The 24,286-nt window shown below is 59.5% G+C and carries 18 protein-coding genes; 14 read left to right on the top strand and 4 right to left on the bottom strand.

The features are described from left to right. The first annotated feature begins 122 nt into the window (after positions 1-122). The 4 genes from FHJ80_RS09770 to FHJ80_RS09785 all read left to right on the top strand — a co-directional run bounded on the left by FHJ80_RS09770 (position 123) and on the right by FHJ80_RS09785 (position 7,809). Positions 123-2,306 carry a PAS domain-containing methyl-accepting chemotaxis protein gene (locus FHJ80_RS09770; RefSeq protein ID WP_139526982.1) on the top strand — a complete coding sequence of 728 codons (2,184 nt, stop codon included), beginning with the start codon at positions 123-125 and terminating at the stop codon, positions 2,304-2,306. Positions 2,307-2,523: 217 nt separating this feature from the next. Continuing rightward, the gene (locus tag FHJ80_RS09775) at positions 2,524-4,695 is read left to right on the top strand and encodes a PAS domain-containing methyl-accepting chemotaxis protein (RefSeq protein ID WP_139526983.1); all 2,172 of its coding nucleotides are present in this window, start codon (positions 2,524-2,526) and stop codon (positions 4,693-4,695) included. Between the two features lie 140 nt (positions 4,696-4,835). Continuing rightward, positions 4,836-6,680 carry a dihydroxy-acid dehydratase gene (gene ilvD / locus FHJ80_RS09780; RefSeq protein ID WP_139526984.1) on the top strand — a complete coding sequence of 615 codons (1,845 nt, stop codon included), beginning with the start codon at positions 4,836-4,838 and terminating at the stop codon, positions 6,678-6,680. A 73-nt stretch (positions 6,681-6,753) separates the two neighbouring features. Then, positions 6,754-7,809, top strand: a complete 1,056-nt coding sequence (locus tag FHJ80_RS09785; RefSeq protein ID WP_139526985.1) for an oxidoreductase — start codon at positions 6,754-6,756, stop codon at positions 7,807-7,809. A gap of 49 nt (positions 7,810-7,858) precedes the next feature. Here FHJ80_RS09785 and nudE read toward each other — a convergent pair whose 3' ends face one another. Then, positions 7,859-8,473, bottom strand: a complete 615-nt coding sequence (nudE, locus tag FHJ80_RS09790) for an ADP compounds hydrolase NudE (protein WP_139526986.1) — start codon at positions 8,471-8,473, stop codon at positions 7,859-7,861. 70 nt (positions 8,474-8,543) lie between these two features. Here nudE and yrfG point away from each other — a divergent pair, with 70 nt between their 5' ends. From yrfG to FHJ80_RS09810, 4 genes are all read left to right on the top strand, one after another. Continuing rightward, the gene (gene yrfG / locus FHJ80_RS09795; RefSeq protein WP_139526987.1) at positions 8,544-9,221 is read left to right on the top strand and encodes a GMP/IMP nucleotidase; all 678 of its coding nucleotides are present in this window, start codon (positions 8,544-8,546) and stop codon (positions 9,219-9,221) included. An 11-nt stretch (positions 9,222-9,232) separates the two neighbouring features. Continuing rightward, complete coding sequence (gene hslR / locus FHJ80_RS09800) at positions 9,233-9,622, top strand: ribosome-associated heat shock protein Hsp15 (RefSeq protein WP_139526988.1); 390 nt, start codon at positions 9,233-9,235, stop codon at positions 9,620-9,622. Positions 9,623-9,675: 53 nt separating this feature from the next. Further along, on the top strand, positions 9,676-10,551 hold the full coding sequence (hslO, locus tag FHJ80_RS09805) for an Hsp33 family molecular chaperone HslO (protein WP_139526989.1): 876 nt from the start codon (positions 9,676-9,678) through the stop codon (positions 10,549-10,551). Between the two features lie 312 nt (positions 10,552-10,863). After that, a complete protein-coding gene (locus tag FHJ80_RS09810; protein WP_139526990.1) occupies positions 10,864-12,420 on the top strand; it encodes a phosphoenolpyruvate carboxykinase in 1,557 nt (518 codons plus the stop codon). Between the two features lie 100 nt (positions 12,421-12,520). Here FHJ80_RS09810 and FHJ80_RS09815 read toward each other — a convergent pair whose 3' ends face one another. Beyond that, on the bottom strand, positions 12,521-13,381 hold the full coding sequence (locus tag FHJ80_RS09815) for a LysR substrate-binding domain-containing protein (protein WP_218013977.1): 861 nt from the start codon (positions 13,379-13,381) through the stop codon (positions 12,521-12,523). A 97-nt stretch (positions 13,382-13,478) separates the two neighbouring features. Here FHJ80_RS09815 and FHJ80_RS09820 point away from each other — a divergent pair, with 97 nt between their 5' ends. The 6 genes from FHJ80_RS09820 (at position 13,479) to rsd (ending at position 19,811) form a co-directional block, all read left to right on the top strand. After that, complete coding sequence (locus tag FHJ80_RS09820) at positions 13,479-13,739, top strand: DUF1127 domain-containing protein (RefSeq protein WP_139526992.1); 261 nt, start codon at positions 13,479-13,481, stop codon at positions 13,737-13,739. 162 nt (positions 13,740-13,901) lie between these two features. After that, entirely contained in the window at positions 13,902-14,399 is a 498-nt protein-coding gene (gene msrB, locus FHJ80_RS09825; protein ID WP_139526993.1) for a peptide-methionine (R)-S-oxide reductase MsrB, read from the top strand. A gap of 121 nt (positions 14,400-14,520) precedes the next feature. Further along, positions 14,521-16,875, top strand: a complete 2,355-nt coding sequence (locus tag FHJ80_RS09830; RefSeq protein WP_139526994.1) for a Tex family protein — start codon at positions 14,521-14,523, stop codon at positions 16,873-16,875. 142 nt (positions 16,876-17,017) lie between these two features. Beyond that, on the top strand, positions 17,018-18,658 hold the full coding sequence (gshA, locus tag FHJ80_RS09835) for a glutamate--cysteine ligase (RefSeq protein ID WP_139526995.1): 1,641 nt from the start codon (positions 17,018-17,020) through the stop codon (positions 18,656-18,658). After that, entirely contained in the window at positions 18,655-19,155 is a 501-nt protein-coding gene (locus FHJ80_RS09840) for a disulfide bond formation protein B (RefSeq protein ID WP_139526996.1), read from the top strand. Before gshA ends, FHJ80_RS09840 begins: the two co-directional genes overlap by 4 nt. Positions 19,156-19,322: 167 nt before the next feature. Then, a complete protein-coding gene (gene rsd / locus FHJ80_RS09845; protein ID WP_139526997.1) occupies positions 19,323-19,811 on the top strand; it encodes a sigma D regulator in 489 nt (162 codons plus the stop codon). 114 nt (positions 19,812-19,925) lie between these two features. On the opposite strand, the gene FHJ80_RS09850 is transcribed toward rsd, so the two are convergent. Continuing rightward, on the bottom strand, positions 19,926-22,994 hold the full coding sequence (locus FHJ80_RS09850; protein WP_139526998.1) for an efflux RND transporter permease subunit: 3,069 nt from the start codon (positions 22,992-22,994) through the stop codon (positions 19,926-19,928). Further along, entirely contained in the window at positions 22,978-24,069 is a 1,092-nt protein-coding gene (locus FHJ80_RS09855) for an efflux RND transporter periplasmic adaptor subunit (RefSeq protein ID WP_139526999.1), read from the bottom strand. The genes FHJ80_RS09850 and FHJ80_RS09855 overlap by 17 nt, the downstream gene beginning before the upstream one ends. Positions 24,070-24,286: the final 217 nt, after the last annotated feature.

Consider the following 24,286-nt stretch of genomic DNA (forward strand, 5'->3'; position numbering starts at 1 on the left):
ACGCCTGCGCCGCTCTGAAGAGAGCGGCGCTTTTTTATAGCTATTCACTGGTTAGGTGCCCGGTAAATTCGTGATAATAGTTCAAAATCAATTATTAAAAATAAAACCTCTGGGGAGCTTCTATGCGCAATAACCAGCCCGTTACGCAACGTGAATACGTGCTCGACGAAGAGACGGTACTCATTTCACGCTCGGATTTGAAAGGGAACGTCACCTATGCCAACGCTGCTTTCGTAGAAGTCAGCGGCTATTCGAGAGATGAACTGCTGGGAGCACCGCACAACCTGATCCGTCACCCCGATATGCCCGAAGCGGCCTACGCCGATTTCTGGAAAACCATTCAAGCGGGCGGAACGTGGCAGGGAACGGTGAAAAACCGCCGCAAAAATGGCGATCACTATTGGGTCAACGCTACCGTCGCCCCCTTGCGAGACGGCGATCGCATCGTGGGCTATACCTCCCTGCGCCGTAAAGCGTCGCCAAAGCGCATTGCCTTGGCCGAGCAGGTGTACGCCGACATACGTGAAAAGGGCAAGTCGCGCCGCTACACGCTACAACAAGGCGCATTGCAGCGCCGGGGGCTGGGTGGCATTGTCGCCCGCTTTCAATTCACCAGTCTCAAAGCCAAATTGATCGGGATGGTCGTGGCAGCCGTCGTGTTGCTAGGGCTATCGGGTGGGCTGGGTCTTTACGGCTTGAGCGTGTCTGGTGAGCGACTGGAAACCCTCAACCGTTCTGGATTGGAGTCCGTCGCCGATTTGCAGCTCATCGAGCGCCATATTGGGCTGGCCGTCGAGGAGCTAGAGCCCGCCGTCAGAAACCCGCGTCGTGTCGATATGGAAACGGTATCGGCACAATTGGCGGCCAACACTCAAAGTGCCCAAACACTATGGGAGGCGTATCGCCAAACCAGCAGCGCGTCGTCAACGGTGCTCCAGGGGTTCGATGAAGCGTTCGCCGCTTGGCGCGGCGGCGTGACGGGCGCCATCGAAGCGATCGATCAAGCCAACGGTTTTGCAGCGTTCGAGGCGCTCAATAGCGTGGTGCTGCCCGCAACGGCCAATATCCGAGAGCTCAACAGCCAGCTAGTGGACGACGAGCGTGCCGGTGCCGCCGATCTGGTGGAGGACGCACGACAAGGCCGTCAGCAGATGTTCATTGCTCAGCTAGTACTGCTGTTGATCGGTCTTTGCATACTGGTGGCGCTCAGCGTGTTCATTCTGAAGTCGGTCTTTCGCAGTTTGGCGGGGGCGCGTTATATGACGTTTCAAATCGCGGCCGGTAACCTGGCGGCGCGTGAGCGTCGCCAGAGCAACGATGAGCTGGGGGAACTGCTCTACTCGTTGGATACGATGCGCTTCAGTCTCTCTAGTATCGTGGGCGACGTCGAAAACCGCGTGTCGGTAGTCACGCCTGCGATCCAACAAATTGCTGCCGAAAACGAGGAGCTTGCTTCGCGCACGGAGCAGCAAGCGTCGTCGCTGCAGCAAACCGCCTCGAGTATGGAGGAGATGACCTCCACCGTTCAGCAGAATAACGACAATGCGCGTCAAGCCACGGAGCTAGCCCAGCAAAATGCCGCCAGCACGCGGGATACTCGCCAACAAATGGAGCAGCTCGTCGAGCGCATGCAGCGCATTGCCAAAAGCGCTGAAAAAATGACCGAAATGATCGGCGTCATCGACAGCATTGCTTTCCAAACCAATATCCTGGCGCTCAACGCCTCGGTAGAGGCCGCCCGTGCGGGCGAGCATGGCCGGGGCTTTGCCGTGGTCGCCAGTGAGGTACGCACCCTAGCCAGTCGTAGTGCCGATGCCGCCCAGGAAATTCGTAAAATGATCGATAGCACGACGCAAGAAGTGAGCGGCGGGCGTAGCGCTGTCGAGCAAGCCGAGAGCGCCATCGAGAACGTCGTGGCGCAGGTCAGCCGCGTCAGCGAGCTCATGGCCTCGATCAGTACGGCATCGAACGAACAGAGCAGCGGGATTGGTCAAATCAACGCCGCCATTGCCGAGATGGATAGCGTCACCCAGCAAAATGCCACTAAAGTGCAGTCGATTGCAGCCTCGGCAGACAACTTGGCACTGGAGGCCTTCGAGCTGGCCAACGTCGTCGACGCCTTCCGCCTGGAGGGCGCACAAGCCGAGAGTATCGGTGCTGCACGCGAAAAATTGGCACGTGCCCAAAGAGCCATCAAGCAGAACGTTCCAGGACTGCCTAGTGACGCGCCGTCGAAACACGCCCGTCGTCAAACGCGTTCGTACACACCGCCCCAAGACGAACAGGAGGAGTGGGATACGTTTTAAGGCGCTTCATGGGAAGCGCTGCGTTTAATCACCATTGATGATTCGCATGGTCGATCATTTGAATATGCCACCCGCCGGGTGGCATATTTTTTGCTGCGTTTTTGTGGATGGGCGTAGGTCGGAAAGTGGATCGACGCTCGATAACGGCTTGGTAAAAAGGACGTCGCTGGGTCACAGGCAAAACAGGCCTTTCATAAAAAAACAGTAGGGGTTCTTGATGAGCATATCCAGCCAAGCAGCATTCGAACTCTCTGATGATCAAGTGTTGATTTCACGCTCTGACCGCCAGGGAAAGATCACCTACGTGAACCAGACATTCGTCGATGTCAGTGGCTACGCGCAGACAGAGCTAATGGGGGAACCCCATAGTGTCTTTCGTGATCCGGACATGCCTGCGATGGTTTTCAGCAATATGTGGACGACCATCGAAAAGGGAAAAACGTGGCAAGGGGTCGTCAAAAATCGCTGTAAAAATGGCGACACGTATTGGGTACATACCACGGTAGCACCGTTACTCGATGGTCAACGAGTGGCAGGCTATACGGCGATTCGCCGTAAAGCCGGACAAAAAGCCATTGCCCGCGCCGCCAGGGCGTATAGCATTATGCAACAGGGCCGAAGCCGAGGGTTTAAGCTCCATCATGGTGCATTACGGCGCACCGGGGTGCGCGGATGGGTGCAGCGTTTTAGCTTCAGCAGTATGCAGGCCAAACTGATGGGGATGGTCATTGCCGCTATTGCGCTGCTGGCCGTGGCGGGGGCCGCCGGCGTGTATGGCATCACCAGCTCTGCTGACCGGCTGCGCACACTGAACCAAACCGGGCTCGAAGGCGTGGCCAATCTGCAGCAAATCGAGCAGGGTACCGCCCAGCTCTTGCAGGCGCTGGAGCCTGCCGTGCGTAACCCGCGACGTGCCGATCTGGATCTGCTCGAAGAGCAGTTGAACACACTCCAAGGTGATATCAACCAAACATGGCAGGGGTTCACCGCCCAGCGCATGGAAACCAGTGGCGTTCAGCAGGGGCTGACGGCGCATTTGACGTCGTTCTTGAGCGGCGCTGAGACGGCATTCACCGCGATACGCGATGGCAATGGCTTTGCGGCGTTCGAGGCGTTCAACGATGTCGTGAAGCCGACCTCCGATAGCATTAGTGCCACCATCAATTTGCTGGTCGATAACGAGCGTGCCGCGGCTCAAACACTCATGGCCAATGCAGAGCGTCAGCAGCAATGGCTCTTGTGGGGGCAGTTGGGCGTCTTACTCTTCGGTATTTTGCTGATGGTAGGGCTCAGCGTGGCCGTGCTACGGTCGTTGATCAAGTCGCTCAATGAAGCACGCCGCGTCACGTTTCAAATTGCAGCGGGTAATTTGGCCAATCGGGTCACCCTCAAGCGAAACGATGAGCTTGGCGAGCTGCTGGCTTCTCTGGAAACCATGCGTGCCAGCCTCTCAGGATTGATTACCGAAGTCGGCAACAAAGTGGAGATCGTCACGCCCGCCTCGGAGCACATCCATCAGCAAAACGAGGAGTTGGCTTCACGCACCGAACAGCAGGCTTCGTCGCTGCAGCAAACGGCCTCCAGCATGGACCAAATGACCGCAACGGTGCAGCAAAATACCGAAAACGCGCGTCAAGCCAATCAACTGGCCATGCAAAATGCGACGACCAGCCGCGAAACGGGTGAGCGCATGCAGGCGTTGGTGGAGCGGATGGAGCGCATCGCGGCAAGCGCCGCTAAAATGAACGATATCATCACGGTCATCGATGGTATTGCTTTCCAGACCAACATCCTGGCCTTGAACGCCTCGGTCGAAGCCGCTAGGGCAGGTGAGCAGGGCCGAGGATTTGCCGTAGTCGCCAACGAGGTACGCAATTTAGCCGGGCGCAGTGCCGATGCGGCGGGCGAGATTCGCCGATTGATCGATACCTCCTCTCAAGAGATTGCCGGTGGCGCGGATGCCGTCAAAGAGGCCGAGCGATCTATCGAGCAGGTCGTCAACCAAGTGATGCGGGTAAGCGACATCATGGAAGAGATCAGTACCGCCTCGGACGAGCAGAGCAGCGGCATTGCTCAGATCAACACGGCGGTCTCTGAAATGGATCATGTCACCCAGCAGAACGCGACCAAAGTGCAGTCGATTTCCAGCGCCGCCCAGCGCTTGACCCACGAAGCGCTAGACCTAGCGAACGTCATTGCCGCCTTCCGGTTAGAAGGCGCGGAGGAGGAGAGCAGCGAGACAGCGCGGATGCGACTGTCTCAGCGTAACGATCCAGCTCCCGGCCTACCGTCGCAACATGCGTTACAAGCGCGCGCAGAGGCGCTATCCACACCTGCGCCCAAGCGTCGAGAAACGGCCCCTGCCGAGGAGGAGTGGGAGACCTTTTAAGGAGGCATCAGCATCCCACGCGTTTGGTTGCCCTCTACATCTAGTCTAGGCGGTGCGCTCATGCCACAATCTAAGGCCGCTGGATTCAATTGCCTGCCGCCACGTATGCGGCAGGCCACGATAAAGATGTAGAGGACACCATGCCTGAGTACCGCTCCCGTACCACCACCGCTGGCCGCAATATGGCTGGCGCTCGTGCCCTTTGGCGTGCCACCGGTATGAAAGACGACGACTTTCATAAACCGATCATTGCCGTTGCTAACTCGTTTACCCAGTTCGTCCCAGGACATGTGCACCTAAAAGACATGGGGCAGCTGGTGGCGCGCGAGATCGAAAAAGCGGGAGGCGTGGCCAAAGAGTTCAACACGATCGCCGTGGATGACGGGATCGCCATGGGCCACGATGGCATGCTCTACTCGCTGCCGAGCCGCGACATCATCGCCGATAGCGTCGAGTACATGTGTAACGCCCACTGTGCCGATGCGCTGGTGTGTATTTCCAACTGCGACAAGATCACCCCAGGCATGTTGATGGCCGCGATGCGTCTCAATATTCCGGTCATCTTTGTCTCCGGCGGCCCAATGGAAGCCGGTAAGACCAAGCTGCTGGATCACGGCCTCGACCTCGTCGATGCCATGGTCATGGCGGCCGACGACAGTGTCGACGACGAAACCCTCGCCGAAGTCGAGCGCAGTGCGTGCCCTACCTGCGGCAGCTGCTCGGGTATGTTCACCGCCAACTCCATGAACTGTCTGACCGAAGCGCTAGGGCTAGCGCTGCCGGGTAACGGTACCGTGCTGGCGACCCACGCTGACCGTCGTCGTTTGTTCGAGACCGCGGGGCATCGCATCGTCGAGTTGGCCAAACGCTATTACGAAGGTGAAGAGGCGCACCTGCTACCCCGCGCGATTGGTAGCAAAGCCGCTTTCAAGAACGCCATGACGCTGGACATCGCCATGGGCGGCTCGACCAACACCATCCTCCACCTGTTGGCCGCCGCCCAAGAAGCGGAAATCGACTTCACCATGGCGGATATCGACCGTCTTTCCCGGGAAGTGCCGCAGCTATGCAAGGTGGCCCCCAATACCCAAAAGTACCACATCGAAGACGTTCACCGTGCCGGGGGGATCATGGCCATCCTGGGTGAACTGGACCGCGCGGGCGTATTGGATACCTCGGTGCCGACCGTCTATGGCGACAGCCTGAAAGCGGCGCTGGATGAGTGGGACATCATGCGCTCGCCAAGCCCAGAGGTGGTGGAGTTCTTTAAAGCAGGCCCCGGCGGCGTTCCCACGCAAACCGCGTTTTCGCAAAGCGCCCGCTGGCCGAGTCTGGACGGCGACCGTGCCACCGGCTGTATTCGCGACCTGGCGCATGCGTTCTCTCGCGAGGGCGGCTTGGCCGTTCTCTACGGCAACATCGCGCTGGATGGCTGCGTCGTGAAGACCGCCGGCGTCGACGACTCCATTCTGGTCTTCGAGGGCAAAGCCCACGTGGTGGAGTCGCAAGACCAAGCGGTGGCCAACGTCTTGGATGGCAAGGTGAAAGAGGGCGACGTGGTGGTTATCCGCTACGAAGGTCCCAAAGGGGGGCCGGGCATGCAGGAGATGCTTTATCCAACCTCTTACTTGAAATCGAAAGGCCTAGGCAAAGCCTGCGCGCTGCTAACCGATGGCCGCTTCTCTGGCGGCACCTCGGGGCTGTCGATTGGCCACGTTTCCCCAGAAGCAGCGGCGGGCGGCGCCATAGGCTTGGTCGAGCAGGGCGACACCATCTTGATCGACATTCCCAACCGCGCGATCAACGTGCAACTGAGCGATGCCGAGCTGGCCAAGCGCCGCGAGGCAATGGACGCCAAAGGTAAAGATGCCTGGAAGCCCGTCGAGCAGCGCCCGCGTAAGGTCACACCTGCGCTCAAAGCGTATGCGCTGCTCGCTACCTCTGCGGACAAAGGCGCGGTGCGCGATCTGTCCAAGCTAGATTAAGTGACACCACAGCCCGTCTCGTGCGGGCTGTTTTTTTTGCCAGCCTGAACCGTCACATCGACTAAGGATTGTAATGAAGGCGATCATCAACGTTGGCCTCGTTGGCTATGGTTTTGCGAGCAAGACGTTCCACGCCCCGCTCATCCAAGCAACCGAAGGGATGGACCTAGTGGCCGTCTCATCGAGCAATGTTGCCAAAGTGCAGGCAGACCTGCCCAATGTAGAGGTAGAAAGCCAAGCGCTGGCGCTATGTAAGCGACCGGATATCGACCTGATCGTCATCCCCACGCCAAACGACACTCACTTCCCGTTGGCCAAAGCGGCGCTCTCTGCTGGAAAGCACGTGGTGGTCGATAAGCCCTTCACCGTCACGCTCTCCGAGGCCAAGCAGTTAAAAGCCCTGGGAATGGACAAAGAGCGGTTGATATCGGTGTTTCATAACCGCCGTTGGGACAGCGATTTCCTGACGCTCAAAGCGCTTTTGGAAGAAGGGACGCTGGGGCGAATAACGGGATTCGAGTCGCGCTTCGATCGCTTTCGCCCCGAAGTGCGTGATCGCTGGCGTGAAAAAGCCACCCCTGGCGGCGGTATTTGGTACGACCTAGGACCGCACCTCCTCGATCAAGCCTGCGAACTGTTTGGCATGCCCAGTGCCATTTTGCTCGAGCTAGGCGCACGCCGCGACGGTGCCAGGGCCGACGACGACTTTCTCGCTTTGCTGGAGTATGACGATCGACGTGTCAGCTTGAGTGCCGGTACGCTGGTGGCCGAGCCGACGCCGCGCTACCGCGTGCATGGCACGAAGGGGAGCTACATCAAATACGGCCTAGACCCGCAGGAAGATCGTCTGAAAGCCGGGGAGACGCCGTCAGCCGCTTGGGGCGCAGATGGCCCTGGCATACTCACGCTGCGCGAGGGAGAAGGCGAGGAGGCGCCACTGGTGCGCCACGATCATCCTTCGCTGCCAGGTGATTATCTCGCCTATTACCAAGGGGTGAGCGCGGCGATTCGTGATAAAGCGCCGCTTCCAGTGGATATCGATGACGCCCTTCGCAGCATGGCGCTTCTGGAAGCGGGCCTAGACAGCCACCGCCAGCGTCGCTGGATTCCGCTCAAGCATCATCTGTAATGCTCAACAGCCAGAACGCCCGGCGCGTTCTGGCCGTTGAACCAGGCGGTTAGAGCAAATCCATCTCACTACGGCGCTTCTCTTCGCGCAACTTATCCCGCGCAATATAGAGCGCTGCAATGGCGCGCGCTTCATGGAAGTCTTCGCGCATCAGTAGCGCGGGTAACTCTTCGATGGCATGGGTCTCGACGATCAGCGGCTCGGGCTCGTCGCCCGGTAAGCGCTTGGGGTAGAGGTCCGTCGCCATGAGAACCTGCATACGGTGGCGCATGTAGTTAGGTGCCAACGACAGCTCGACCAGCGGTTCGATGCGATGTGCACCGAAACCGCACTCTTCCATTAGCTCGCGATTCGCGGCGGTCACGATGTCTTCACCGGGGTCGACCAAGCCTTTGGGTAGCGTGAGCACGTAGTCCTCGAACCCTGCGGCATACTCCCGAATGAGTAACACATGCTCTGGGTCGGGCATGGCAATGATCATGACCGCGCCTCGATCAGCGCCGGTCAACCGCTCGAACTGTCGCTCCTCTCCGTTGGAGAAGCGTAAGTCCAGCGCTTCGATTTGGAACAAGCGGCTTTGCGCAACACGCTGGCGCCCCAGGATTTGCGGCTTGCGTGGGTAGCCGTTTGGCGTATCGCCGTGTGCTGTATCGTCGCGTGACATCCTGCCTCCGTGGCTGCAAAAAACGGGTTACGCTACAATAGCACGCTTACTCTTTCAGACTGGAGCGGCAATGATTGATTGGCGAGAGATCGATACCGTCCTGCTCGATATGGATGGCACGCTGCTGGACCTCCACTTCGACAGCCACTTTTGGCTCGAGCATCTGCCACGTCGCTACGTCGAGCTGCACCAGTTAGACCAAGCCAGTCAAGACGCGTTGAAAACCCGCATCATGGGGGAGCAGGGGACGCTGAACTGGTATAGCCTGGCGTACTGGAGCCGCGAGCTCGATGTCGACATCGTCGCGCTCAAGCGCGAAGTGCAACACTTGATTGGTCTGCGCAGCGATGCACACGATTTTTTGACGTGGCTAAAGCAGTCGCACCCCCGGGTCGTATTGGCGACCAACGCCGACCGCGCAAGCTTAGCGTTGAAACTCCCCCTCACGGGGTTGGAAAACTACCTGGACGCCATCATCTCATCGGAAGACGTGGGGGCAGCCAAAGAGGAGCAGGCGTTTTGGTTGGCTCTGCAAGAACGGGAGCCGTTCGATCCTGCTCGTACGCTCTTCATCGATGATAACCCCCGCGTTTTAGAGAGCGCTCGCGAGTTCGGTATCAAGCATCTGTTGGGTATCAAGCAGCCCGATAGTCAGCGCCCCGAAAAAGAGCTGCAGGAATTCATCGCTCTTGATCGATTCGCCCAACTGCTGCCAGCCGATCTGCCAGGGCAGCATCCACCCACCTGAGGAGAGCGTGAATGAGTGATAGCGTTCGCTTGGATAAGTGGCTATGGGCAGCGCGGTTTTTCAAAACCCGCGCCTTAGCCAAAAAAGCCATTGAAGGCGGAAAAGTTCACTACGATGGCGCCCGCGTCAAAACCAGCAAGAACGTCGAACTGGGCGCGCTGATCCGCGTTCCGCAGGGCTGGGATATTTTCGAAGTGGAGGTAACGGCGCTCTCGGATCAGCGTCGGGGTGCCCCCGAGGCGCGCAAACTCTATGCAGAAACCCAAGAGAGCGCGACGCGACGTGCCAAAGAAGCCGAGGCGCGGCGGCTGACCAATGAAGTCATGCAGCACCCCCTCAAGCGTCCTGACAAAAAGCAGCGGCGCGATATCCAGCGTTTTCAGCGTCAACAAGGGGAGTAAGCCGCGGCTGACTCCCAGCGCTCTCTTTTGACTCTCTCTTTCATGGTCTCGTTATGTCCGATCAAATCCAACGTTTTCTGTTCGACCAAACCAACGTGCGTGGCGAAATCGTCACGCTCGGTACCGCCTATCAGGAGGTGCTCGACCGACACGCCTACCCACCGGCAGTGAACCAACTGCTGGGTGAGCTCCTGGCGGCGGTGGCGCTACTGACCGATACCGTCAAGCTCGATGGCACGCTCAGTATCGAAGTGCGTGGCCAAGGGGCGCTCGCTCTGCTCATGGCGGAATCCAACCCAGGTGGCGAGCTGCGAGCGATCGCGCGCATTGCCGAAGACGCCGCGCTGCCCAGCGAGCACGCCAGCTTCCGCGAGCTGGTCGGGGAGGGGCAAATCGTGATTACCCTAGACCCGCGAGAGGGCCATCGCTATCAAGGGATCGTCGCGCTGGACCACGACACGTTGGGTGGCTGCCTGGAAGCCTACTTTGGCCAATCCGAGCAGTTGCCGACCCGGCTTTGGCTCGCAGCCGATGGTGAGCGGGCAGGCGGCCTGCTGCTTCAGCGCCTGCCGGATGCGTCGCAAAATCAAGACGTCGACGCCTGGGAGCGCAGCGTGTACCTGGCCGACACCATCAAGTCAGAGGAGCTGCTGGGTCTGGAGCAGCGTGACGTGCTCTACCGTCTTTACCATGAAGAAACCGTACGGGTCTTCGATCCCAAAACGCTCCGCTTTGGCTGCACCTGCTCGCGGGAGCGCATGAGCCACGCGCTCTATACATTAGGAAAGGACGAACTGCGCGATATACTGCACGAGCAAGGCGCCATCGACACTCAATGCCATTTTTGTCACACGAAATATCACTACACCGCCGCCGATATTGAAATTTTATTGGAAGACCCAGGTGCGCCGCCGCCGGTGATTCACTAATTGTGTAGTCGGCGCTGGCTGGGCATGCTATTTGGCCTATCGTCTAGACCTCCCAGGTGGTCCCGTCTAGCGCCAGGCGGGCAAACGGTTGTTTGAAAAGTTACTGCGCTGCAACACAAAATGTAGTGGTATTGTAGTAGTTTAACTACAAGATATTTGCTCGAAGCCCCCGTTTCCCGGGGGTTTTCTTTTTGCCATAATGCGCCGGACTTCAGCGCACCTAGTCAGCTGTGACCACCCTGCCAGCGGCTAGGATGATTTCTCAAGGCGTCGGCGACGCCCGCCCGGTAAATTAGAGACCCAGGAATCGACATGACCACGACTCAAGCCGCCCCCCAAGCCCACGTTAATCTCAGCAGCGCCGAACTGATCGAGCGCGCCGTGGCCCGTGGTGAAGGCCGCCTGTCCGCCAATGGTGCCCTGGTAGTCAATACAGGACTACGCACTGGGCGTTCACCGAAAGATCGTTATATTGTCGATGAGCCGACCACCCGCGATAGCATCGACTGGGGCAGCGTCAACCGTCCCTTCGACGCCGACAAGTTTTCCGCCTTGTGGGCACGGGTCGAAGAGCACCTGGAGAGTCGTGATCACTTCGTCGCCGAGCTTCACGTTGGCAGCGATGCCACGCATTACCTGCCAGTACGCGTCACGACGGAAACCGCTTGGCAGAACCTATTTGGCCGTACCATGTTCGTGCGCCCTCAGGCCTACAACCAAGCTGCGAAAGACGAATGGACGATCCTTAACGCCGCCGGTTTCGAGTGCGACCCGAACCGTGACGGCACGAATTCCGATGGTTGTGTCATCATCAATTTCGCCGAGCGCAAAGTATTGATTGCGGGTATGCGCTATGCAGGCGAAATGAAGAAAGCCATGTTCTCCGTCCAAAACTTCCTGCTGCCAGCGTCCGACGTGCTGCCGATGCACTGCTCGGCCAACGTCGGTGAAGATGGCGAGACCTGCCTGTTCTTCGGCCTCTCGGGTACCGGCAAAACCACCCTGTCTGCCGACCAGGCGCGCTTCTTGATCGGTGACGACGAGCACGCCTGGGGCGACGGTATCGTCTTCAACATGGAAGGCGGCTGCTACGCCAAGTGCATCGACCTGTCCGAGAAGAACGAGCCGGTCATCTGGAACGCGATCAAGTTCGGCACCGTGCTGGAAAACGTCGTCCTCGACGACCGTCGCGAGCCGGATTACGCCGACGACAGCCTGACCCAGAACTCCCGTGCGGCTTACCCGCTGGAGCACGTCGAGAAGCGCGTGGCGGAAAACCTGGCGGGCGAGCCGAATGCCATCGTCTTCCTGACCTGCGACATGTCGGGCGTGCTGCCACCCGTCTCCATATTGTCCAAAGAAGCGGCGGCTTACCACTTCCTGTCGGGCTACACCGCTAAGGTCGGCTCTACCGAAATGGGTTCGTCCGAAGGTCTGGCGGCAACGTTCTCCACCTGCTTCGGTGCACCGTTCTTCCCGCGTCCGGCCCGTGAGTACGCGGACCTGCTGATCAAGCGCGTCGAGAAAAAAGACGCTCAGGTCTACTTGGTCAACACCGGCTGGACCGGCGGTGCCTACGGTGAAGGCGGCTCGCGCTTCTCCATTCCGACCACCCGCGCGATCATCAGCGCCATTCAGTCGGGCATTCTGCGCGACGTAGAGACCAAACACATCGACGGCCTGAACCTGGACGTACCGGTCGCCGTGCCGGGCGTCGACTCCAGCCTGCTCGATCCGCGTGACACCTGGGCAGACCGCGACGCCTACGACCGCCACCTGCAGGAGCTGGCCACAAAGTTCGTCGATAACTTCAAGAAATTCGAAGGCGTCAACGACGCGATCATTCAAGCAGGCCCGCAGTTGACCTAATTCGTTCGGCTCTGCTGCACCAAGGGAGGAGTGCCTAGCACCCTCCCTTTTTGCGTTTTGCCTGTAACACGATGTAGGTCGGGCGAGCCCCAGGGGCGCTCTACAAGCGGAATCCTTCGACGATATGCTCAGCCAAACTATCGATGATGGGCGAGGGCTTAGAGGCGGTGCGCAGCAGCACGATGGAGGATTCGGGCAGTTCGGGAAACCCCTCTGGCTCCCCTAGTATCTGCATGTCGGAGGTCACCAAGCTGCGCATCCAAGCTGACACGGCCAACCCTGCCCCCACCACGGCTTGCAGCGTTGCCAGGCTGGGGCTGCTGTAAGCAATCCGGTACGCGCGGTCGGCGCGATCGAGTGCATGACAGGCATGGCGGCGACAAAAACAGGGGGCCTCGAACAGTGCAAGGGGCACCGGCGTCTGTAAATGCGTGCTGTGACTCTCGGCCGATACCCATACGGTCGCTTCACGCCTGAGAACGGTACCAACCTCATCGCCTATCTCCCGGGTCATGATGATGAGATCCAGGCTTCCCAGTGGCTGCTGGGAGAGCATCGACGAGGGAGCGCAGTGGACATCCACATCCACCAGCGGCCAAGCCTGCGAGAACGTCTTCAAAATGCCGGGCAGAAAGCGCATCACATAGTCGTCCGGCACCCCAAGACGCACGCGACCCACCATGTCTGGTTGGCGCAGCAGCGTCAGCGCTTCACCCTGCAGCGACAGAATCTTGCGCGCATAGCTCAGCAGCGTATGCCCCTCGCTGGTCAGCAGCAGCTGTCGGTGTTGGCGCACGAAGAGGGGGCGCTGAATGACATCCTCTTCCAGGCGCTTCATCTGCATGCTCACTGCCGACTGCGTGCGATTGACCACCTGGGCGGCGCTCGTAAAACCACCCTGGTCGACAATCGCGACAAACGTACGCAGTAGCTCGTGATCGATCGTAGGTGTCATCATCATGGCATCAATCTTGTTGATGTTTAACATAAAGAGTATTCGTTGGATTGATTGTAGGCGCTCTTTGATACTTCTTACAACACACCAAAGGAGAGTCCCCATGGAGCGCACACTTTCTTGCGAGCAGCAGAGTGACCGGCAGGTGTCTGAGCAGGCCAAAACATCGCGATCATCCACCGTGTCGAGCGCGTACCAAACGCCTTGGCGGGTCAGGTTGGCGCGTTGGTGGCAGCTGGGGCGGGAGCGTCATGCGCTAGAGCGCTTGAGCGATGACATGCTCAAGGACATTGGGCTGAGCCGGGAAGTGGCACATCGCGAGGCCAACCGTCCCTTCTGGGACGACCGAGGCTGGCGTCGTTGAGCCGCAGCTGCGCCACCCGCAGGTAAGTGAGGGGCCTCGCGCTGTAAGGATTCGAACGCAAGCACCACTAAGTCGTCAAAAGGGAGTGGGCCAAGACATGCCCCCTTTTCTTACCCGCTGGTTTTGTTTGCTATTCGACGACTGTCGATGGGAGTCTTACCAATGAAACGTCGCCACTTTTTAGGCCTGGCAGGGTTGACCGGTTTGGCCGGTGTATTGCCGGGAGTCTCGTTCGGTTTTCCCCGTCTCGATCTCGAAGCCGCCCCGGATTTGGATACGCTGGAGTTGAGCGAAGAGCAGTGGCGGGAGCGCCTCTCGGACGACGCCTTTTATGTATTGCGCGAAGAGGGCACCGAAGCGGCGTTTTCGAGCCCCCTGGATGAAGAGTACGGTGAGGGCGAGTACCGGTGTGCAGGCTGCGATTTGCTGCTCTTCACCAGCGCCATGAAGTACGACTCGGGTACCGGTTGGCCGAGTTTCTTCGACCATGTCGAAGGTCACTTGCTGACCAAACTGGATTTCAAGTTGGTCTGGCCGCGCACCGAGTACCACTGCGCCCGCTGCGGCGGTCACCAGGGGCACGTGTTCGAAGATGGCCCCGAGCCAACCGGCCTGCGCTGGTGCAACAACGGCGTGGCACTGCGCTTCGTACCTGCCTAGCGGTAGACGGTGTCGGCGACACGCAGCGTGTGACTCAGCCGTGCGACCCAAGCCATGCCACCTCAGATGGTTTGTGGTACCTTGTCGGCACCTCGAATGCTGCATGAGTTAGTTGCACGTTATGGATGTCAAACAACGCATTACTGCGCGCTTGGCCGAAGAGCTAAGCGTCCGGCCGGAACAGGTCGCCGCCACGGTAGAGCTTCTGGATGGGGGCGCTACCGTGCCTTTCATTGCCCGTTACCGTAAAGAAGTCACTGGCGCGCTGGACGATACGCAGCTTCGCCAGTTGGACGAACGCCTGCGTTACCTGCGCGAGCTGGAAGAGCGTCGCGAGGCGGTATTAGCCGCCATCGATGAGCAGGGCAAACTGGATGCAACCCTCAAAGCGACCATTCAAGCCGCCGATACCAAGCAGCGTTTGGAAGATTTATACCTTCCCTTCAAGAAAAAGCGCCGCACCAAAGCGCAAATTGCCCGTGAGGCGGGGTTGGAGCCCCTGGCCGACGCGCTGCTGGCAAATCCAGCGCTCGAGCCCGAAAGCGAAGCCGCCCACTACCTGCGTGAAGCCGAGGGAGATATCCCCGCCATCGACGATGCCAAAGCGGCGCTGGATGGCGCCAAGCAGATTCTGATGGAGCGCTTTGCCGAAGACCCGGAGCTCATTGGTCAACTGCGCGAGCGGCTATGGCAAGAGGGCGAGCTCAGTGCGCGCATGCTGGAGGGCAAACAGCAGGAGGGCGCGAAGTTCTCCGACTACTTCGAGCACGATGAAAAGCTGGCGAAAGTGCCTTCGCACCGGGCGCTGGCCATGTTCCGCGGCCGCAACGAAGGCATCTTGAGCCTGGCGATCCGCTTGCCGGGCGAAGACGACGCGCCCATCCATCCCGCCCAGGTAGCGATTGCCAAGCAGGTGGGCATTAGCGATGAGGGGCGTGCAGCGGATAAGTGGTTGAATGAAGTGGTGCGCTGGACCTGGCGTGTGAAGCTATACACCGCGCTGGAAACCGAGCTGCTGGGCCGCCTGCGCGAGCAGGCCGAACAGACCGCCATCGACGTGTTTGCCGCCAATTTGAAGGATCTGCTGCTCGCCGCACCGGCCGGACAGAAAGTGACCCTGGCGCTCGACCCCGGCCTACGTACCGGCTGTAAAGTAGCGGTGGTCGATGCCACCGGCCAGTTCGTCGATCAAGCCACCATTTATCCCCATGCGCCGCAAAACCGCTGGGACGAGTCGCTCAGCGTGCTCGCCAAGTTGGTCAAGCAGCATGGCGTGGAATTGATTGCCGTGGGTAACGGCACCGCCAGCCGGGAAACCGACAAGCTCGCGGGCGAGCTGGTAAAAGCGCTGGCCCCAGCCCATCGGCTGAGCAAGGTAATGGTATCCGAGGCGGGCGCATCGGTGTATTCGGCATCCGAGTACGCGGCGCGCGAACTGCCGGATCTCGACGTGACCATTCGCGGCGCTGTCTCGATTGCCCGCCGCTTGCAAGACCCCTTGGCCGAGCTGGTGAAGATCGAACCGAAATCCATCGGCGTCGGCCAATATCAGCACGACGTTTCTCAAGTGCAGCTCTCGCGCAGCCTGGAAGCGGTCATCGAAGACTGCGTGAACGCCGTGGGCGTGGATCTCAATACCGCCTCCAGCGCGCTGTTATCGCGTGTGGCAGGCCTCAGCGCGGCGATCGCCGACAACATCGTAGCGCAGCGTAACATTCAGGGGGCGTTCAAGAGCCGTAAAGAGCTACTTGAAGTGAGCCGCCTTGGCCCGAAAACCTTCGAGCAGTGCGCAGGCTTCTTGCGTATCAGCAACGCCGAGAACCCGCTGGACGCCAGTGCGGTACACCCCGAGGCCTATACGCTGGTGGAGCGAATTGCCAAGCAGAACAGCCGCGACGTGAAAGGGCTGATTGGCGACAGCGCCACCCTGAAAGCGCTCAAGCCCGCCGACTTCGCCGATGAGCGCTTTGGTGTGCCTACCGTAAGCGATATTCTCAAAGAGCTGGATAAGCCCGGTCGCGACCCGCGCCCGGAGTTCAAGGCCGCTGAATTCCGTGAGGGCGTCGAAACCCTCAACGATTTGAAGCTGGGCATGGTGTTGGAAGGCACCGTCACTAACGTGACCCACTTTGGGGCATTCGTGGATATTGGCGTTCACCAAGATGGCTTGGTGCATATTTCGGCGCTGTCCGACCGCTTCATCGATGATCCGCGCAGCATCGTCAAGGCGGGGGATATCGTCACGGTGAAAGTGATGAGCGTGGACATTCCGCGTAAACGGGTGGGGCTATCCATGCGCTTGGATGATGAACCGGAACAGCCCGAGGCGTCGGGCAGTCCGGCCTCGCCAGCGCCGCGCAAGCCTGCCCGAAGCCAGCGCCAAGGTGGCAAGCGTCCAGCGGGACAGCAAAATGAGGCCCCTGCCGCCATGGGGGCGCTCGGTGCTGCGTTGCTCAAAGCCAAGCGGGGCAAATAGTCGCGTGTCTTGAATATTTCACCATTGCCGCCATATCCTGCTGTCTATTCTCGATTAGAAAGCAGGGTAATGGTTATGGCGATGCCAGCTGATCTCAACGAGGCCTGCGCGATGCAGGCCTTACTAACAAGGAGTGTTCACCTTGTCTGAACCACTCACTGTGCCACCCTCGCTCACCGCCCAGGTAGAGCGGCTGCTGCCGAGCGCGCGGTTAGGGCGTTTGGGTCGCCTGCGTCGCGGATTGGAAAAAGAGGGTTTGCGGGTCGATGCCCATGGCCATATCGCCCAAACGCCTCACCCGCACGCGCTCGGATCGAAACTGACGCACCCGCATATCACTACCGATTACTCCGAAGCGCTGCTGGAGTACATCACCCCGGTCTACTCCGAGCCGAAGGAGGCACTGGCCTTCTTATCTGATCTGCACACCTTTACCTATCATCATCTAGACAGCGAGTGGATCTGGCCGGGCAGCATGCCAGCACGTCTTTCTGGCAACGACAGCGTACCCATTGCCGATTACGGTCGCTCCAATGTGGGCACCATGAAGCACGTTTACCGCAAAGGGTTGGACGTGCGTTACGGGCGTATCATGCAGGCCATTGCAGGCGTGCATTACAACGTGTCGTTGCCAGAGGATATGTGGCACGCCCTACGGGAAATGGAAAAAGCCACCAATATTCCCTTCAATGATTACCGCTCGACCCGTTATTTCGGGATGATTCGCCACTTCCGTCGCCATAGCTGGCTACTGCTCTATCTGTTTGGCGCCTCGCCGGCCATCGACAAGAGCTTTCTGCCGAATGGCCACGTGCCGGATAAACTTCAGTTGCTGAGCGACGACACGTATTACGCGCCTTATGCGACCACACTGCGCATGTCGGATCTTGGTTACCAGAACAAGGTGCAGGCGCAGCTCAAAATCTGTTTCAACTCGCTGTCGAACTACGTCAATACGCTGCGTCATGCCATTTCCACTCCATGGCCCGACTACGAAGCACTCGGCGTGAGAAACGGCGACGAGTGGCGGCAGCTCAATGCCAATATCCTGCAGATCGAAAACGAGTACTACAGTGATATTCGGCCCAAGCGTGTTGCCAAACACAACGAGACTCCCAGCCAAGCCCTGGAGGCGCGTGGCGTCGAGTACATCGAAGTGCGCTGCCTGGACCTCAACCCGTTCGACCCGCTGGGCGTCACCGAAACGCAGATGCGCTTCGTCGATACCTTCTTGATGTGGTGTCTACTTAGCGATAGCCCATGGATTTCCGACGAGGAGTGCGACCGTTTGGACGATAACCGTCGCTTAGTGGTAGAGCGTGGGCGCGATCCGGAGCTTCGTCTCACGCGGGATGGCGAGTCGGTCACACTGCCTGAGTGGGGCGAGCAAATCTTTGCGGAGATGGCCGATGTGGCGCGGCTGCTCGATGCGGTCGAAGAGGGCGAGCCCCACGCTGCTGCGCTCGACGAGTTGGCGCCACGCCTTCAGGATCCATCGCTAACACCGTCAGGGCAGATGCTGGCGCGTCTGCAGGAAAGCAATGGCTCACTGAGCGATACGCTGCTTGAAATGGCGCAGGCGCAGGCCGATAAGCTAAAAGCCACGCCCATGTTACGCTCGCGCGAAGCACTGCTGGCGCAGTTGATCGATACCTCGCATCAGCAGCAACGGGATATCGAAGAGGCCGACCAAGAGAGCTTCAGCGCGTTTCTTGAGAGCTATTTTGCCAAGGCGCGTGAGTCACGGGCGCTGTCCGCTTTACCCTCCGAGGATGCCCAATGACCCCTTCCGCTATTCGTCCGGCGGCACTTGCCGGTGTTGCCTTTTGCGTATTGATGATGGCCGTTGCCTTGAGCCTAGAGCACATTGCTGGCTTGGAGCCATGTCCGCTATGTATTTTTCAGCGCGTAGCGGTCATCGCGGCTGGCTTGGTGCTAGCCATGGCGGCCATCCATAACCCCAAAGGCGGTGTTGGCAAAGGCCTCTACGGCGTATTGGGGCTGGCGGCCGTAGGCACTGGCGCCTTCATTGCTGGGCGGCATGTGTGGCTGCAGGGGCTGCCTGCCGATGAAGTGCCGAGCTGCGGCCCAGGGCTCGATTACATGATGGATATCCTGCCCATGCAGGACGTTGTCGCCATGGTGCTGACAGGGTCTGGCGAGTGCGCTGAGATCGACTTCATGCTGTTAGGGCTGTCACTGCCTGCCTGGACGCTGATCGGTTTTCTGGTGCTGGCCCTGGCGCCGCTGCGTATGCTGTGGCTAGCCATCAAGCGCTAGCATAGTCGTTAGGCAGCCGATCTATCGACGGCTGACTAACGCAAGCGTTGACTATCGAAGACGTACTCTCCAGTATCAAGGAAATCATTCCCGCCAGGATTGACAGAGGTAGAAGGAAAAGCGAGTCTAGCCCTGTTCAAGGCGGCTATCTGCAAGGAGAAAGCCCCATGCTCGAAGATTGCAAAAATGCCCTGGAGCGCTGGGGGGGCGTGCACAGCCTGATCGACCGCTGGCTGGATCAACGCCGAGCGCTGCTGGTGAGCTTCATTGAGCTAAAAGATGCCTGTGACGCGGAGCTGGAAGCCGTGAGCAAGGCGCGTATCGACACCTTCAGCGAGCTGCTGATGGACTACATCAGCGCGGGTCACTTCGAGGTGTATCCGCAGCTAGCGGAAGAAGCCAAAGCCTTCGACGACGATAGCGCGCTGCAAATCGCCGGTAAATTGCTCGAACGGCTAGAGATGTCCACGGCCATGGTGCTGGAGTTCGACGAGGATTTCGCCTCTTCAGTACGCTGCCAGCAAAACCTTGCGCGTCTTCCCGCCTGGATCGACCGCCTCGCCAAAGGCCTGACCGAGCGCTTTGCCCTGGAAGACCAGCTCATCGCCCGCTTGCACGCTGCCCACAGCCCCCAGCAGGCCAAATCCCCCGCCTAACATCTCATCATCAGGCAGCGCGCCCGCTGCCTGATGCACAATGCTTCACCACTCACCATCACCATTCACCATTCACCACTCACTATTCACTATTCACCACTCACCATTCACAATTTATTTATCACGCCTTAACTTACCTCCAATCACTAGCATGCACGGGGTAAGCAGGAGGGTGAGGGCGGTGGCGAAGGTGAGGCCGCCGGCAATGGCGCTGGACATTTGTGTCCACCACTGGGCAGACGGGGCGTTGAAACCTAATGCCGGGGCAAACAAATTGACGTTGACGCCCAACACCATCGGCATCAACCCCAGTACGGTCGTAATCGCGGTGAGTAGCACCGGGCGCAGGCGTAAACAGCCTGCTTCCAAGGCCGCTTGAGCGGGGGGCATGCCCTCGGCGCGCAGCTCGTTATAGGTATCGATCAAGACGATATTGTTGTTCACCACGATACCCGCTAGCGCGATGACCCCCATACCCACCATCACGATGCCAAAGGCTTGGCCGGTGATCAGCAACCCCATCAACACCCCGGCGGTCGAGAAAACGATCGCCGACAGCACCAGCGCGGCTTGGTAGTAGCTATTGAACTGCGTCACCAGAATCAGTGCCATCAAGCCAATCGCAACCAAGAAAGCGCTGACCAGAAACTGCATCGACTCCTGCTGATCCTCTTGCTCACCGGCGACGTTGACCATCAAACCATCGGGCAGTTGGCCTTGGCCAGCGTCCAATAGCGCGCGCAGCCGCTCATCGGCCAAGAATCCTGGCGCTAAGTCGGCTTCGACCGTAATGGCGCGACGGCCATCGATGCGGTTGAGCGTGCCCACCTTGGGCGCAGGAGTGATCTCGACGAAGTGGGAAATCGGTACCTGGCCCCGTGGGGTGTTGATGGTCAAACGTTCGAGCTGGTTCAGCGTGCGCCAGTTCTCCGGTAGGCGCACGCGAATATCCACCTCGTCGTTGACCGTGGGCGGGCGGTAAGATGCCACTTGCAGGCCGGTCGTGAGTAGCTGCACGGCACTGCCAATCGTGGTGATGTCGGTTCCCATACGGGCGGCCGCTTCGCGGTCCACATTCACCTGCCACTCCACGCCCGGCAGGCTGCGGTTATCCTGAATATCGGTGAAACCGCCCAGTTGGCGCATCATGGCCGTCAATTGATCGACTCCCGCATCGGCCACCTCTGGGTCCGTCGCGCTGACTTCCAGGACGATGGGCTTACCGCCGCCGGGACCCATTTCCTGCTCTTGGAATTCCAGAGTAATGCCTGGGATGTCTTGGGTGCGCTCGGCCATGTCCGCCAAAATGGTGCGCGCCGGGCGACGCTGATACCAGTCGATGAACTGAAACTGCAGCATGCCAATCACATCGCTACCCATCTGCTGGTCAGGCACGGCGTAAGAGCGCGCATAGAGGGCTTCCACTTCGCCCATGCCTTCCAAACGCTGCTCTACGCGCTGCAGGATGGCATCCGTCTCTTCTGCCGAGAAATCACCGCGAGCGCGGACCAGCACTTGGGCGCTGTCGGGTTCGACGTTAGGAAAGAAATCCACGCCATGATTGAAACGTGCATAGCCGGTGTAGAGCAGGGCGATGAGCAGTACCGCAAACAGCAGTACCCAGGCCGGATGCTGCAGCAGGCGGCCTAATAGGCGACGATAACCACGCCCGAGCGCCGTGCTTTCGTCTATCGGCCCGGAGCCGCTAGCGTGCGAAGTGCGGGTGAACAATCGGCCGAGCGTAGGCAAAAACACCAGCGCCATGGCCAGCGAGGCCAGCAAGCATAGAATCACCGTAGCAGGCAGGTACTTCATGAATTGGCCCACTACACCCGGCCAAAACAGCAGCGGGATGAACACGGCGAGTGTCGTTGCCGTAGAGGCGATGACCGGCCAGCTCATGCGTGAGGCGGCATTGAGCCACGCTTGATGCGGCGCTTGGCCGTCGTGCAGATGCCGGTCGGCCAACTCGCTGACGACGATAGCCCCATCCACGAGCATGCCCGCGACCAAAATCAGGGCAAACAGCACCACGATATTGAGCGTGAAGCCAAACGCCCACACCAGCAGAATGCCGGTCAAAAACGCCCCTGGAATCGTCAGCCCTACCAGCAGCGCCATCCGCCAGCCCATCACGGCCACCACCACGATCAGCACCAGCACCACGGCGGTCAATACGTTATTGAGCAGCTCCGAGAGCATGTTTTGCACGGTCACCGATTCATCGAGAATGGTGGTGACACGCAGCTGCTCCGGCAGCAGCTCCTCTGCTTGGGCAAAAGTGGCCCGCACCGCCTCGATGGTGGCAATGATATTGGCCCCGGCGCGTTTGGAAATTTCCAATACCACGGCAGGCTGGCCATCGATCCGGGCGAACCCTTCCGCCTCTTTGTAGGTCGGGTGAATCCATGCCACATCGCCAAAGGTGACGACTTGGTCATCCTCGACCTTCACCGGCATGTTCATCACGTCGTTCAGCGACTCGATGATCCCAGGCACTTTTAGCGCTAGTCGCCCTGCACCGGTGTCCAGGCTGCCCGCGGCCACCAAGCGGTTATTGCGCGACACTTGATTGAACAGCGTATCGAAATCGACGCCGTAGCTCTCCAGCACCAATGGGTCGACGACGATTTCCAACAGGTCCTCCCGCTCCCCCGCGATGTCCACTTCGAGCACATCGGCAATGCCTTCGATCTCCTCTTTCAAGCGCCGGGCAATGGTCATGCGCTCGCGGGTATCCAACTCACCGGAGAGGCCAATGCTCAGCACAGGAAACTCGGAGACATTCACCTCCATCACCCGAGGCTCTTCGGCTTCGTCGGGTAGGCTGCTGCGGGCAATATCGACACGCTCACGGACGTCGGCCAGCGCGGTATCGGGATCAAATCCGGGGTCGAACTCCAGCGTCACCGAACCGTGCCCTTCGCTGGACTGTGCGGTGAACTTACGCAGCCCCTCGATGCCACGAAGCTCTTGCTCCATGGGGCGCACCAAGAGACGCTCGCCATCTTCAGGGCTCACGCCCTCTAGGGCGAGCGACACATAGATGATCGGGATCGTCACGTCCGGGTTCGCCTCTTTGGGAATCATCTGCCAAGCGGTCGTCCCCGCTAGCAATAGCCCGACGAGCAGTAGAAGCGTAGTGCGTGTATGGGTGAGGGCGGCATTAATCAGTCGACGCATGACCACCTTCCTGGGCAGACACGGGCGTCACTGCGTCGCCGGGGCTCACCAACCCCGCGCCCAGTGTGATCAGCGTGACGGGGTCGGGGAGGCCGGTCACGTAGGCGCGTTCGGTGTCGGCGCTCACTAGCTCGACCGCCGTTTGCACCACGCGGTTTTCGTCATCGACATGTTTGATGGCTAACTGACCACGATCATCCAGACTAAACAGCGCGGGAGAGAGCGTGTGCACCTGTCGAGGGGGCAGGGTGATGGTGAACTCCGCGCTTCCCCCGGCCAAGCGTAAGCGTTCGGGGTTATCCAGGGCGACTTCGATATAGAAGGTGCGCGTCGCCTCCTCGGCGCGGCTGCTGATGTAGCTGACCTCGCCGGTGAGCGAGCCACCGTTGAGCAGGCGCGCCGTCACCGGCAGGCCAACGGCCAATTCGCCTACCTGCTGTTGCGATACCCACGCGGTGCCGGTCAAACGGCGATCATCGATCAAGCGCGCCCACTCTTCGCCAGGCTGGAGCAGGTCGCCAAGCTCCACCTGAACACGATCCAGCACGCCTTCGAACGGGGCCGTGGGGCGGGTGTCTTCGAGCTGCTTCTCCAACTGAGCCACTTGAGCCGCGCTGGCGCTGAGTGCGCTTTGCAGGCGCAGCAGTTCCGGTTGCGAGATCAGCTCACGGCGGCGCAGGTTTTGGGCACCGGCGTACTCGGCCTCGGCCAGTGCCAGTTCGTCTCGGGCTTGCTGTAAGCGCTCGGGCAGGGCGTCGTTATCCAGCACGAGTAGCGTTTCCCCCTGATTCACGCTCTCCCCTTGCTCGATAGGTTTTTCGGCCACGTAACCTGCGACGTTGGCACGCAGTACCGTCTCACGCTCGGCGGTAAGTTGGCCCTGCAGCACCTGCTGGGGAATATAGGGTGTGCTCTGTTGCCTGTTGACCTCCACACGGGGCAGGGCGTTGGCCTCTTCCGCGTTGTTCTCTGGCGGAGACGATTGAAACTGCTGAAAATCGCCGACGGCCAACCAAACCACTAACGCCAGCACCAGCAGGCTTGCCAGCGCATAAGAAGGGGGAATTCGTCGCATGGGAAGTCACTGTTCCAAGGAAATGACAAAATAGATAGCGCGGTAAGGATGGTACCGCAGCCCGTCACACCATAGCGTAACTGGCCGTTTTCAGCGAGTATCAAGCCCGCGTGCAAATGGGTAGTCGTCTCATGTCTGATTGAGTTTTTGAGCATCTGGGCATAACATCGTGGCGCTATTCTTTACCAGGCGAACCTCCATTAGGCGAACCATCAAG

The sequence above is a fragment of the Halomonas sp. BL6 genome, assembly GCF_006228115.1.
Classification (GTDB): Bacteria; Pseudomonadota; Gammaproteobacteria; order Pseudomonadales; family Halomonadaceae; genus Vreelandella; species Vreelandella piezotolerans.

Bases quoted from the DNA above. Each gene is read 5' to 3' on its own strand.
- nudE (WP_139526986.1), bottom strand. From the start codon at position 8,473: ATGTCACGCGACGATACAGCACACGGCGATACGCCAAACGGCTACCCA.
- FHJ80_RS09775 (WP_139526983.1), top strand. From the start codon at position 2,524: ATGAGCATATCCAGCCAAGCAGCATTCGAACTCTCTGATGATCAAGTG.
- FHJ80_RS09770 (WP_139526982.1), top strand. From the start codon at position 123: ATGCGCAATAACCAGCCCGTTACGCAACGTGAATACGTGCTCGACGAA.
- hslR (WP_139526988.1), top strand. From the start codon at position 9,233: ATGAGTGATAGCGTTCGCTTGGATAAGTGGCTATGGGCAGCGCGGTTT.
- hslO (WP_139526989.1), top strand. From the start codon at position 9,676: ATGTCCGATCAAATCCAACGTTTTCTGTTCGACCAAACCAACGTGCGT.
- FHJ80_RS09855 (WP_139526999.1), bottom strand. From the start codon at position 24,069: ATGCGACGAATTCCCCCTTCTTATGCGCTGGCAAGCCTGCTGGTGCTG.
- FHJ80_RS09840 (WP_139526996.1), top strand. From the start codon at position 18,655: ATGACCCCTTCCGCTATTCGTCCGGCGGCACTTGCCGGTGTTGCCTTT.
- FHJ80_RS09830 (WP_139526994.1), top strand. From the start codon at position 14,521: ATGGATGTCAAACAACGCATTACTGCGCGCTTGGCCGAAGAGCTAAGC.
- msrB (WP_139526993.1), top strand. From the start codon at position 13,902: ATGAAACGTCGCCACTTTTTAGGCCTGGCAGGGTTGACCGGTTTGGCC.
- yrfG (WP_139526987.1), top strand. From the start codon at position 8,544: ATGATTGATTGGCGAGAGATCGATACCGTCCTGCTCGATATGGATGGC.
- FHJ80_RS09785 (WP_139526985.1), top strand. From the start codon at position 6,754: ATGAAGGCGATCATCAACGTTGGCCTCGTTGGCTATGGTTTTGCGAGC.
- FHJ80_RS09810 (WP_139526990.1), top strand. From the start codon at position 10,864: ATGACCACGACTCAAGCCGCCCCCCAAGCCCACGTTAATCTCAGCAGC.
- ilvD (WP_139526984.1), top strand. From the start codon at position 4,836: ATGCCTGAGTACCGCTCCCGTACCACCACCGCTGGCCGCAATATGGCT.
- rsd (WP_139526997.1), top strand. From the start codon at position 19,323: ATGCTCGAAGATTGCAAAAATGCCCTGGAGCGCTGGGGGGGCGTGCAC.
- FHJ80_RS09850 (WP_139526998.1), bottom strand. From the start codon at position 22,994: ATGCGTCGACTGATTAATGCCGCCCTCACCCATACACGCACTACGCTT.
- FHJ80_RS09820 (WP_139526992.1), top strand. From the start codon at position 13,479: ATGGAGCGCACACTTTCTTGCGAGCAGCAGAGTGACCGGCAGGTGTCT.
- FHJ80_RS09815 (WP_218013977.1), bottom strand. From the start codon at position 13,381: ATGATGATGACACCTACGATCGATCACGAGCTACTGCGTACGTTTGTC.